Origin of the sequence: Mesorhizobium sp. YM1C-6-2 (assembly GCF_003666685.1) — a bacterium.
Lineage (GTDB): Bacteria > Pseudomonadota > Alphaproteobacteria > Rhizobiales > Rhizobiaceae > Mesorhizobium_K.
Genome location: NZ_RCIZ01000002.1, coordinates 599,076 through 609,508, shown reverse-complemented (window position 1 = coordinate 609,508; position 10,433 = coordinate 599,076). Strand labels below are relative to the sequence as shown.

Here is a 10,433-nt window from a genome sequence, read left to right as displayed (position 1 = left end):
CGGACGACGGCGTAGCGAGGCTACCCTTCACGGGCATCGCACCGCCAGCTGTATCGCTTCGCGCCAGACGCGTGCGACTTCGCCGATATCCGGCTTTTCCCTGAAGCGCCGACGCGTCTCGCCGTCGCGGGACTGATGGTGACGGGCTTCAAGCGTCGCCGCCAGCCAGTCCTCCAACAGCCGCCGGTCCTCCTTCGAGAACGACGACCGGTGAACGAGGTCGGAGAAAGTGTCGCCGGGGTGGCAGCGGTCGTAATGCAGCGCCGTTTCCTCGACGACCGCAGGATCGAACCCCGGTACATCGCCGCCTGCGCGGCCCGCCTTTGCGACTGGTTTATCCACTTTCGCCTCCCCTGCCCGGACGCTTGCCGTCCGGGCTTCCTGCGGCTGGCGGCCTCAGTTCGACGCCACGGCCTGGCCGAACAGCTCGGCGAACACGGCCTTTGCCTTGCCGGTCTGCTTGACCGCCTTCGCTTCCTCGAGGTTGACGGGTTGCCCGACCTCGATCAGCGCCACCATGCCCATCCCGTAGTGCGGCGTGCACTTGACCCCGTAGACGCCTTCCTTGTCGAGCGTAACGGTGAGTTCCTCGTTGAACTTGCTCTTGAAGGCCTCGGCGCCTTCCGGGATCATGCCCTTGATGCTCTCGGCATTGTGGCCCTTGTCGGTCGGCACGAAGCGGATCGTGTCGCCCGGCGCAACGCTGACGAAGTCAGGCTCGAAAACCATCGCGCCCTTCTCGCCCTTGTTGAGCATCTTGATCTCGACCTCGGCCGCGCCCGCTGCCCCGGCGAAGATGACGGCGGCGCCGAGCGCCAAGGCTGCGATGAACTTGTCCATTTTGTTATCCTTTCCTGGTATGCGGCTCCAGCGCCGTTGCCCTCCTGATAAAGCGCGATGCGCCAGGGGTGTTTGCGCTGGCGCAAACACCGGCTAGAAACAGGCGCGCCCGATGCAGGAGACCGGAACCCGACAGCGATGCCCCTAGACAGGTCACTGATATCGTCCCTGCCCGCCTTCTCCGGTCTCGCCGGGGAAGACATGGATGCGATCCTGTCGCGGGCGCGATCCTCCCGCTTCGCGAAGGATTCGGAAATCTTCGCGCAGGAGGAGGAAGCCAAGTCGTTCTTCCTGCTGCTCTCCGGCCATATCCGGGTCGTGCGAACCTCGGCCGAAGGGCATCAGGTGGTCGCCAGATATATCAACGAGGGAGAGTTGTTCGGGATCGCCGTGGCGATGGGCAAGACGACCTATCCGGCGACCGCATTCGCCGCGGTGGACTGCGTCGTCCTCTCATGGCCCAACAGCGCCTGGGCAGACCTGCAGGCGCGTTTCCCTGCATTCGGGGCGAACGCCTACAGGACGATCGGCGCGCGCCTGCAGGAAACCCAGACGCAAGTCATGGAGATGTCGACCCAGCAGGTGGAGCAGCGCATCGCGCACGCGCTGCTGCGCATCGTCAGCCAGTCGGGCCGCAAGACCTCGGAGGGCATCGAGATCGACTTCCCGATCACCCGCCAGGACATAGCGGAGATGACCGGGACGACGCTGCACACCGTCAGCCGGCTGCTCAGCGCATGGGAAGACCAGGGCATCGTCCGCGGCGGGCGCCAGAAGGTGACGGTGACCGACCCGCATGCGCTGATGCTGGTGGCCGAGAACAGGCGGAAGAAGCCGGTCTAGCCGCAGCAGCCGCGGCATGCTGCCGCGTGCCCGCGCGAGGCTTTGATCCCGGGCTTTGATCTGGATCAAGGCATCGTGCCAGTCCGGCGGTATGCGTCTTCAGGCAACTCGCTGGAGACTGCATGTTCCACATTTCCCGCTCAGGACCCGAGGATAGGCCGGCCCCGTTCCCGGGGCGGCCCGGCCACATTGCCGAAGCGGGACAGCCGGTTCAGCACGCAGCGATTCTTTCGCCGCCGAATGCCGACGGCGCATTCGCCATCGGATCGCTGCCCATCGCTTCGAGCAGCTCCTTCGAGAAGGATTCGAGGTCGACTCGATGGGCTTCGCAAGCATCGAGGACCGTGTGGAAGACGCCGATCGGACAGCCGATGCACAGCATCTTGTTGCGGATCATCACCCGGATGGTGGCCGGCCAGCGTCGCATGATCTCGTCGACCGTCATGTCGGGATCGATCGTTTCAGGTTTGGTCACGGAACACGTCTCCAAAGAAGCGCATCTAAACCATCTCCGTCGCGCAAAACTTTGCGCGGGCGCAAACAGCGAGCAGAACGCCCCGGCGACCGGCGGGCTCGCGGTGCGACATCTGTCCGCTTGCCCGGTCACAGGTGGAAACGTAAAAATGGCATCTCAAATACCACTTTTCGTGTGATGATGATGTCGACCCTTCCCGATCGCAGCCCTCCGCCGGCGGAAATGCCGCTTGTTCACCCCTCGGTGGACCGCGCCTTCATCGGCGTCCTGGTCCGCGACTTCTATGGCCGGGTTCGCGCCGACGCGCGGCTCGGGCCCATCTTCGCCGGGGAAATCCGCGGCGACTGGGAACCTCACCTGGAGAAGATGACCGACTTCTGGTGTTCGGTCATCCTGAAGAACGGCGCCTATAGCGGCCGCCCGGTACCCGCCCATCTCAAGCTGAAGCAGGTCCGCGAGGAGGATTTCGACATCTGGCTCGGCCATTTCCGCCGCACCGCCGAGGCGCTTTGCCCCCCTGAAGTCGCGGCGGTCTTCATCGACCGCGCCGAGCGGATCGCGCGCAGCCTGAAGCTTGCAATGTTCTTTCGGCTGGACCGCCCAATAAGCGGAGCAGCAGGATGACCGAACCATGCTACGCTGTCGCAGCACGGTCGCGCCTACAGTGCATGATCGTCTAGGCTGACGGAACCGGGATTCGGACGATGCGCCTCACCCTGCAAACGGACTATGCGCTGAGAATGCTGATGTATCTGGCGCTTCGCCAGGATCGGCCGTGCCGGGTGACCGACGTGGCCCTGGACTACGGGATATCGCACAATCATCTGTTGAAGGTGGCGCTACGGCTGGGCCGGCTGGGCTACGTGACCACGCTGCGCGGGCGCACGGGAGGGATAGCCCTCGCCCGGCGGCCGGAGGACGTGAACCTCGGCGAGGTCGTGAGAAGCATGGAAGACGGCTTCGCGCTGACTGAATGCATGCGGGACGGCGGCCAGTGCGCGATCTCCCCGGCCTGCAGGCTCAAACACATCGCCAGCAACGCGCTGGAGGCGTTCCTGGCAGTTTTCGACAGCTTTACATTGGCCGATATTGTAGAAAACAGATCCGAACTGGCCGAGTTGCTTGAAATATCCCCGGTTTCAGAGAAAGTTGCCTGATGCCTTGTCAGGAGGGAAATGAATGATCGCCAAGCTTACGTCCTCTGAACGGCAGAACGCCCTGGTCCTGGCGGTGATCGTCGCGCTCGCGGGAGCGGCGATGGCTATCCTCGGACGCTCCGACGTCCTCGGCGTGCACGGCCTGATCGTCATGATTTTCGCCGGTGTCGTGATCTATCTGATCATGGCGTCCTTCTACGAGCCGGAGCCGACCGAGGACCGCGAGGCCTCGTATTACGACGACCCCATCAAGGCCGGCATCGTGCTGGCGATGGTATGGGCGGTGTTCGGCATGTTCATGGGCGTATGGGTGGCCGCGCAGCTCGCCTGGCCCGACCTTGCCTTCGATGGCGCATGGTCCAGCTTCGGCCGGCTGCGGCCCACGCACACCACCGGCGTGATCTTCGGATTCGGCGGCAACGCGCTGATCGCGACCTCCTTCCACGTCGTCCAGCGCACCTCGCGCGCCCGGCTTGCGGGTCAGGTCAGCCCCTGGTTCGTGTTGCTTGGCTTCAACCTGTTCTGCGTGCTGGCCGTGTCCGGCTACCTGCTGGGAGTGACGCAGTCGAAGGAATATGCCGAGGCCGAGTGGTACGCCGACCTCTGGCTGGTGATCGTGTGGGTGACCTACTTCATCCTCTACATCGCCACGATCGCGCGCCGCAAAGAGCCGCATATCTACGTCGCCAACTGGTATTTCATGGCGTTCATCCTGGTCGTGGCGATCCTGCACATCGTCAACAACCTGGCGCTGCCGGTGTCGTGGGGCCATGCCAAGAGCTACACGATCTGGCCGGGCGTGCAGGACGCGATGGTGCAGTGGTGGTACGGGCACAATGCGGTCGCCTTCTTCCTGACCGCCGGCTTCCTCGGCATGCTCTACTACTACCTGCCGGTGCGGGCGCAGCGCCCGATCTTCTCCTATCGGCTGTCGATCCTGAGCTTCTGGGGCATCACCTTCTTCTACATGTGGGCGGGATCGCACCACCTGCACTACACGGCGCTGCCCCACTGGGTGCAGACGCTGGGCATGACGTTCTCGGTCATGCTGCTCGTCCCGTCTTGGGCGTCCGCCGGCAACGCGCTGCTGACGCTAAACGGCGCCTGGCACCGCGTGCGCGACGACGCCACGCTGCGCTTCATGATGGCGGCGGCGGTCTTCTACGGCCTCTCGACCTTCGAGGGATCCTTCATGGCGATCCGGCCGGTGAACGCGCTCAGCCACTACACTGACTGGACGGTCGGCCATGTCCATGCCGGTGCGCTCGGCTGGGTGGCGCTGATCACCTTCGGCTCGCTCTATACGCTCGTCCCGGTCCTGTGGAAGCGCGAGCGGATGTATTCAGCCGCTCTCATCGAGGTCCACTTCTGGCTCGCGATCGCCGGAACGCTGATCTACGTCTTCGCGATGTGGAATTCCGGCATCATCCAGGGACTGATGTGGCGGACCTATACCGAGGAAGGCGCACTGGCCTATTCGTTCGTCGATTCACTCGTGGCGATGTACCCCTACTACATTGCCCGCGCCTTCGGAGGCCTGCTCTTCCTGATCGGCGCGGTGGTCGCCTGCTACAACATCTGGATGACGGTCCGGGCCGTTCCGGCGGCAGCGCCGCGCGCCACCGACATACCGGCCACAACGGTCGCCGTACCGGGGGAATGACGAGATGTCCGATACTGTGCACCGCAAGCTCGAACGTTCAGCGATTGGCTTCGTCATCGCCATCATCGCGGCGGCGAGCGTCGGCGGCATCGTCGAGATCGCGCCGCTGTTCACCATCGACGAAACCGTCGAGCAGGCTCCGGACATGCGTGTCTACACGCCGCTGGAGCTCGCCGGACGCAACATCTACGTCCGCGAAGGCTGCTACGCCTGCCACAGCCAGATGATCCGCACGCTGCGCGACGAGGTGGAGCGCTACGGTCCGTTCTCGCTGGCGGTGGAATCCCAGTACGACCGACCGATGCTGTGGGGTTCCAAGCGCACCGGGCCGGACCTGGCGCGCATCGGCGGCAAGTATTCCGACTTCTGGCACGTCGCGCACCTCAACAATCCGCGCGACGTTGTGCCGGAATCGAACATGCCCGCCTATGCATGGCTCGCCCGCACGCCGCTCAAGACGGACGACCTGTCCGACCATCTGGCGGCCCAGCGCGCGCTGGGCGTTCCGTACACCGACGAGATGATCGAGAACGCCGCTCGCGACGCCTACGGCCAGGCCACGCCGGACACGGATTACGCGGCCGGGGTGACCGAGCGCTACGGCGAGGCGACCCAGGTCAGCGCATTCGACGGCGTGACCACGAAGGTCACCGAGATGGACGCGCTGGTCGCCTACCTGCAGGTGCTCGGACGGCTTACCGACGCCGCCTATCGCGAAACCGCCGCCGCCGAGGAAGCGCCGGCGTCGCAAGAATGAGGAGGGCATGATGGATATCAGTCACGATACGCTCGTCGCCTTTTCCAAGAGCTGGGGCCTGTTCTACCTGATGGCCTTCTTCGTCTGCGTCGTCGTTTACGCCCTCTGGCCTTCCAACCGGAAACGATTCGACCGCGCCAAGCACAGCATCCTCGATCGGGACGACAGGCCATGGCAGAAATAGAACGCGATCCCGTCACCGACCGCGAGACGACGGGCCACGAATGGAACGGCATCAAGGAACTGGACACGCCGGTTCCGCGCGGCGTGCTGATGTTCCTCATCGTGACGCATATCTGGGCGATCGCCTGGTGGTTCCTGGTTCCCGCCTGGCCGCTGGGGACGACCTACACGAGAGGTCTTCTCGGCGTCGACCAGAGGACGACAGTCGAGGCGCAGGTGGCCGAAGGCCAGCAGCAGCGTTCCGCCTGGACGACCAAGCTCGAGACCGAACCCTATGATGAGATCCTGGCCGACGAATCCCTGATGCGGACGGTCCGCGACACGGGGCGGCAACTGTTCGGCGACAACTGCGCCGCGTGCCACGGACGCGACGGCAAGGGCAGCAAGAACTATCCGGATCTGACCGACGACGACTGGCTTTGGGGCGGCGGTCCCGAAATGATCGAGCAGACGATGCGCGTCGGCATCAACACCGCCCATCCCGAGAGCAGGATCGGGCAGATGCCCGCCTTCGGGCGCGACGACATGCTGGACCGCGACCAGGTGCGCAACGTCGCGGCCTATGTCTACTCGCTGAGCCATTCCGACTATTCCACGGCGGACAACATCGACCGCATCGATGCCGGGCGGGAGGTGTTCCTGACCACTTGCGCCGCCTGCCACGGCGAGGACGGTGCAGGCAACCGCGAGGTCGGCGCACCCAACCTGACGGACGGGCACTGGCTCTATGGCGGCGATCTCGACACCATCATCGCGACCGTGCATGGGGGCCGGCAGGGCCATATGCCGACCTGGGAGAAGCGGCTGAGCAACGCCGACATCAGGACGCTGGCGCTTTACGTCCACGACCTCGGGACGGAGCAGCCATGACCGGGCGCGGGCGTTCACTGCCGGGCGGATGGCTGCCATGGCTCCTGGTCCCGGCCGGGCTGCTGCTTTTCGTCGGGGCTAACGCGCATCTCGTCTACGTGGCCTTCAAGTCGCAGCCGGACTGCGTTGCGCATGTGAAGAGCGCGGACGATGGCGAAGGCTATCGCGCCGCCAAGTCGGCCTGCTGAAGGAACAAGGACATGAGCGAAAGCGAAAAATCCTACTGGCTGCTCAGCGAGACGTCCGGCATCGGCGAGACCCGCGACCCGCGGCTTCAGCGGCATCTGCCGATGCTGGAAGGCCTGCGCTGGCTGGCCGCCGGCTGGCGTGATTTCTGGACACACCCCGCCTCCAGCATCGCATACGGCATCGGAGTCTTCCTGCTGTCGGTGGCGTTCGTCTGGACGCTCGTCGAGTTCGGCCGCGACTACATCCTGTTTCCGGCCCTGGCGGGGTTCCTGATCGTGGCGCCCTTCCTGGCGATCGGGCTCTATGAGAAAAGCCGCGCGATCGGCGAAGGCAAGGATATCGGCCTCGGCGCGATGCTGAGGGTTCGCCCGCGCGCCGGCGCGCAGATCTTCTTCACCGGGCTGCTGCTCTGCCTGCTGATGCTCCTGTGGGCGCGGGCGGCAGTGCTGCTGTGGGCGCTGTTCTTCGGCGTAACCGCCTTCCCCGGCCTCGACCACGTGGTCGGCGTCCTGTTCGGCACCGCCTACGGATGGACGATGGTGATCGTGGGGACCGCGATCGGCGGCCTGTTCGCGGCCTTCGCCTTCGCCATCAGCGTCTTCGCGGTCCCCATGCTTCTCGACCGTCGCATCGACGCGCTGACCGCGATGGGCACGAGCATGAGGCTGGTTTGGAACAACCCGCTGCCCATGATCGCCTGGGGCGCCATGGTGCTGGTGCTGTTCGGCATCTGCGTCGCGACCGGCCTGATCGGCATGATCGTCATCTTCCCGCTGCTCGGCCACGCGACCTGGCACGCCTACCGCGCCGTGGCATTACCGGAGGAATGACACGATGAGCTGCTGCGCGCCGGGAACGGAAGCCGCGCTGGCGCTCATTCCGGGGCGCACGGCCGACGGGGACGAGATCGTCCTCGCCAGCCGCAACCTCGGGGACGGAATCTTCCAGACTGACCTGTCGGTGCCGCAGGCCCGTTGCGGCGCCTGCATAACGACGATCGAGAACAGCCTGCGGCGGCTCGACGGCGTCGTCGCCGCCCGGCTGAACCTCACCTCCCGGCGGGTCTCGGTGCGCTGGCGCGGCAAGGATCACGTGCCGCCCATGATCGATGCCTTGCAGGCGGCAGGATACGACGCGTTCCTGGCCGAGTCGGATGACGGCGGACGCGACCCCGAAATGTCGCGGCTGCTGCGGGCAACCGCGGTTGCCGGCTTCGCCGCCATGAACATCATGCTGCTGTCGGTCTCGGTATGGTCGGGCGCCGACGCGGCGACCCGCCACGCCTTCCACCTGATCTCGGCCCTGCTCGCGATCCCCGCGGTCGCCTATTCGGGGCGCGTGTTCTTCGCCTCGGCATGGAGCGCAGTGCGAAAGCGCAGCTCCAACATGGACCTGCCGATTTCCGTAGGCATCCTGCTGGCGCTCGGGCTCAGCCTCTACGACACGTTTTCCGGCGGCGCCCATGCCTATTTCGACGCTGTGACGTCGCTGATCTTCTTCCTGCTGGCCGGGCGCACGCTGGATCACGCCATGCGCAGGAAGGCGCGCAACGCCGTCACCGGCCTCGCCCGGATGATGCCGCGGGGCGCGACGGTCGTCGGCGCCGGCGGGGTTCGCGAGTATCGCAGCCTCGGCGACATCCAGCCAGGCGACACCATCGCCGTCGCTCCGGGCGACAGGATACCAGTGGACGGCATCGTGGTGGACGGCGCCGGCAGCCTCGACTTTTCGGTGGTAAGCGGCGAATCCGTGCCGCAGGCCTCGGCGGCGGGTACCGAAGTGCTGTCCGGCACGCTGAACCTCGACGGCGCGCTGACCATCCGCACGACCAGGCCGGCGCGGGACTCGTTCCTCGCCGACATGGTCAGGCTGATGGAAGCGGCCGAGAACGGGCGCGCCCGCTACCGCCGCATAGCCGACCGCGCGGCGGCACTCTATTCTCCGGTCATCCACCTGCTCGCGCTGGCCACCGGCACCGGCTGGTTCCTGCTCACTGGCGACTGGCACCAGGCGGTCACGGTGGCGATTTCCGTGCTGATCATCACCTGCCCCTGCGCGCTCGGCCTTGCCGTGCCCATGGTGCAGGTCATGGCCGCGCGGCGGCTGTTCGACAAGGGCATCACGCTGAAGGACGGCAGCGCGCTGGAGCGGCTGGCCGAGATCGATACGGTCGTTTTCGACAAGACTGGTACGCTGACCACGGGCAGCGCGCGTGTCGAACGGCATGATGTGAGCCCGGGCGATCTCGCCAATGCAGCGGCAATCGCCGCACTCTCCCGGCATCCAGCATCGCGCGCGGTCGCCGCGCTGGGCAGATCGGAAGCGTCGGTCGAGGATTTCCACGAGATTCCCGGACGCGGCGTCGAAGGTCGTGTGGGCGGGAGCCAATATCGGCTCGGCAGGAAGGAATGGGCCTGCGGGACGCTCACCGACGAGGGCGGCGAAGGCTCCGTCTGGTTTTCGAAGGACGGCAAACCCGCCGGCTGGTTCAGGATCGCCGACGATCTGCGCACCGGCGCGAGGGATGCGGTCAGGAAGCTCGGCGGCCTGGGACTGGCAACGGAAGTGCTGTCCGGCGACCGCGAAGAGGAAGTCGGCAGGGTTGCCCGGACGCTGGACATCGGCGCGGCGCGCCACGGCGCGCTGCCGGATGACAAGGTCAGGCACCTCGCGGATCTGGAAAAGGCCGGCCGGCGCGTGCTGATGGTCGGCGACGGACTGAACGACGCGCCTGCGCTCGCAGCCGCGCACGTCTCCATGGCGCCCTCCTCGGCGGCCGACGTCGGGCGCAATGCGGCCGACCTGGTGTTCCTGGGTTCGAGCCTCGGGGCCGTGCCGCAGGCGGTGACCGTCGCACGCCAGGCGTCGCGCCTGGTGAAGCAGAATCTCGCCCTCGCGGTCGCCTACAACGTTCTCGTCGTACCGATCGCCATGGCCGGCTACGTGACGCCGTTGATGGCCGCCGTCGCCATGTCGGCGTCGTCGATCCTTGTCGTGGCCAATGCGATGCGCCTCCCCCACGCGGAGAGCGATGCCACGGCTGCCACGACCGGAGGCAGCCTTCGCCTCGCGGAGGCGGTATGAGCTACCTAGTCTGGCTGGTGCCGATCGCTTTGGGAATGGGCGTCGTCGGACTGGCCGCGTTCCTGTGGTCGATGCGCAGCGGCCAGTATGACGACCTCGACGGCGCCGCCGAGCGGGTGCTGCTGGCCGAAGCCGAGGCGCCTCTTCGTGACGAGACGAGGAACGCCCCGTCGGCCGATCACACTAGGTCGGCAAATGAGAAGGAAGGGAAAAAATCGTGACGAGATCAGCCGACAGGCCATTCGACTGGATCGCGGGACTGGCATTTGGCTTGGGAGCCGCGGTCATCATACCCAGCATGGCGGCGCTTGCCGTGGCCCTGCTGGCGGTCGCCATGGCGCTGCTCTAGCTCTGCCCGACCACCCACAGGCC

General features: G+C 65.9%; 15 protein-coding genes. 12 read left to right on the top strand and 3 right to left on the bottom strand.

Features of this window, described 5'->3' with window-relative positions; genetic code table 11:
* Positions 1 to 27: 27 nt before the first annotated feature.
* Entirely contained in the window at positions 28 to 342 is a 315-nt protein-coding gene (locus D8676_RS07780; protein ID WP_121580261.1) for a hypothetical protein, read from the bottom strand.
* Between the two features lie 54 nt (positions 343 to 396).
* Positions 397 to 840, bottom strand: a complete 444-nt coding sequence (locus D8676_RS07775) for a pseudoazurin (protein WP_121580260.1) — start codon at positions 838 to 840, stop codon at positions 397 to 399.
* Between the two features lie 138 nt (positions 841 to 978).
* Here D8676_RS07775 and D8676_RS07770 point away from each other — a divergent pair, with 138 nt between their 5' ends.
* Entirely contained in the window at positions 979 to 1,683 is a 705-nt protein-coding gene (locus D8676_RS07770; RefSeq protein WP_121580259.1) for a Crp/Fnr family transcriptional regulator, read from the top strand.
* A 211-nt stretch (positions 1,684 to 1,894) separates the two neighbouring features.
* Here D8676_RS07770 and D8676_RS07765 read toward each other — a convergent pair whose 3' ends face one another.
* Positions 1,895 to 2,158: a DUF1858 domain-containing protein gene (locus D8676_RS07765; RefSeq protein WP_121580258.1), complete on the bottom strand. Its 264-nt coding sequence runs from the start codon at positions 2,156 to 2,158 to the stop codon at positions 1,895 to 1,897.
* A 222-nt stretch (positions 2,159 to 2,380) separates the two neighbouring features.
* On the opposite strand from D8676_RS07765, the gene D8676_RS07760 reads away from it, so the two are divergent.
* From D8676_RS07760 to D8676_RS27840, 11 genes are all read left to right on the top strand, one after another.
* Positions 2,381 to 2,782 carry a group III truncated hemoglobin gene (locus tag D8676_RS07760; RefSeq protein ID WP_210210712.1) on the top strand — a complete coding sequence of 134 codons (402 nt, stop codon included), beginning with the start codon at positions 2,381 to 2,383 and terminating at the stop codon, positions 2,780 to 2,782.
* A gap of 80 nt (positions 2,783 to 2,862) precedes the next feature.
* On the top strand, positions 2,863 to 3,315 hold the full coding sequence (locus D8676_RS07755; protein ID WP_121580257.1) for an Rrf2 family transcriptional regulator: 453 nt from the start codon (positions 2,863 to 2,865) through the stop codon (positions 3,313 to 3,315).
* Between the two features lie 25 nt (positions 3,316 to 3,340).
* The gene (ccoN, locus tag D8676_RS07750) at positions 3,341 to 4,978 is read left to right on the top strand and encodes a cytochrome-c oxidase, cbb3-type subunit I (RefSeq protein WP_183097034.1); all 1,638 of its coding nucleotides are present in this window, start codon (positions 3,341 to 3,343) and stop codon (positions 4,976 to 4,978) included.
* Positions 4,979 to 4,982: 4 nt separating this feature from the next.
* The gene (ccoO, locus tag D8676_RS07745) at positions 4,983 to 5,735 is read left to right on the top strand and encodes a cytochrome-c oxidase, cbb3-type subunit II (protein ID WP_121580255.1); all 753 of its coding nucleotides are present in this window, start codon (positions 4,983 to 4,985) and stop codon (positions 5,733 to 5,735) included.
* A gap of 10 nt (positions 5,736 to 5,745) precedes the next feature.
* Positions 5,746 to 5,919 carry a cbb3-type cytochrome c oxidase subunit 3 gene (locus tag D8676_RS07740; protein ID WP_121580467.1) on the top strand — a complete coding sequence of 58 codons (174 nt, stop codon included), beginning with the start codon at positions 5,746 to 5,748 and terminating at the stop codon, positions 5,917 to 5,919.
* Complete coding sequence (gene ccoP, locus D8676_RS07735) at positions 5,907 to 6,788, top strand: cytochrome-c oxidase, cbb3-type subunit III (protein ID WP_121580254.1); 882 nt, start codon at positions 5,907 to 5,909, stop codon at positions 6,786 to 6,788. The genes D8676_RS07740 and ccoP overlap by 13 nt, the downstream gene beginning before the upstream one ends.
* A complete protein-coding gene (locus D8676_RS07730; RefSeq protein ID WP_121580253.1) occupies positions 6,785 to 6,976 on the top strand; it encodes a hypothetical protein in 192 nt (63 codons plus the stop codon). Before ccoP ends, D8676_RS07730 begins: the two co-directional genes overlap by 4 nt.
* Positions 6,977 to 6,988: 12 nt before the next feature.
* Entirely contained in the window at positions 6,989 to 7,807 is an 819-nt protein-coding gene (locus tag D8676_RS07725) for a DUF2189 domain-containing protein (protein ID WP_121580252.1), read from the top strand.
* A gap of 4 nt (positions 7,808 to 7,811) precedes the next feature.
* Complete coding sequence (locus D8676_RS07720) at positions 7,812 to 10,061, top strand: heavy metal translocating P-type ATPase (protein ID WP_121580251.1); 2,250 nt, start codon at positions 7,812 to 7,814, stop codon at positions 10,059 to 10,061.
* The gene (gene ccoS / locus D8676_RS07715) at positions 10,058 to 10,282 is read left to right on the top strand and encodes a cbb3-type cytochrome oxidase assembly protein CcoS (protein ID WP_121580250.1); all 225 of its coding nucleotides are present in this window, start codon (positions 10,058 to 10,060) and stop codon (positions 10,280 to 10,282) included. Before D8676_RS07720 ends, ccoS begins: the two co-directional genes overlap by 4 nt.
* Positions 10,279 to 10,410 carry a hypothetical protein gene (locus D8676_RS27840; RefSeq protein WP_281034278.1) on the top strand — a complete coding sequence of 44 codons (132 nt, stop codon included), beginning with the start codon at positions 10,279 to 10,281 and terminating at the stop codon, positions 10,408 to 10,410. Before ccoS ends, D8676_RS27840 begins: the two co-directional genes overlap by 4 nt.
* Positions 10,411 to 10,433 lie beyond the last annotated feature (23 nt).

Coding starts and splice junctions, on each gene's coding strand:
- D8676_RS07740 (WP_121580467.1), top strand. CDS start 5,746: ATGGATATCAGTCACGATACGCTCGTCGCCTTTTCCAAGAGCTGGGGC.
- ccoP (WP_121580254.1), top strand. CDS start 5,907: ATGGCAGAAATAGAACGCGATCCCGTCACCGACCGCGAGACGACGGGC.
- D8676_RS07755 (WP_121580257.1), top strand. CDS start 2,863: ATGCGCCTCACCCTGCAAACGGACTATGCGCTGAGAATGCTGATGTAT.
- D8676_RS07730 (WP_121580253.1), top strand. CDS start 6,785: ATGACCGGGCGCGGGCGTTCACTGCCGGGCGGATGGCTGCCATGGCTC.
- D8676_RS07725 (WP_121580252.1), top strand. CDS start 6,989: ATGAGCGAAAGCGAAAAATCCTACTGGCTGCTCAGCGAGACGTCCGGC.
- D8676_RS07760 (WP_210210712.1), top strand. CDS start 2,381: ATGCCGCTTGTTCACCCCTCGGTGGACCGCGCCTTCATCGGCGTCCTG.
- D8676_RS07770 (WP_121580259.1), top strand. CDS start 979: ATGCCCCTAGACAGGTCACTGATATCGTCCCTGCCCGCCTTCTCCGGT.
- D8676_RS07775 (WP_121580260.1), bottom strand. CDS start 840: ATGGACAAGTTCATCGCAGCCTTGGCGCTCGGCGCCGCCGTCATCTTC.
- D8676_RS07720 (WP_121580251.1), top strand. CDS start 7,812: ATGAGCTGCTGCGCGCCGGGAACGGAAGCCGCGCTGGCGCTCATTCCG.
- ccoS (WP_121580250.1), top strand. CDS start 10,058: ATGAGCTACCTAGTCTGGCTGGTGCCGATCGCTTTGGGAATGGGCGTC.
- ccoO (WP_121580255.1), top strand. CDS start 4,983: ATGTCCGATACTGTGCACCGCAAGCTCGAACGTTCAGCGATTGGCTTC.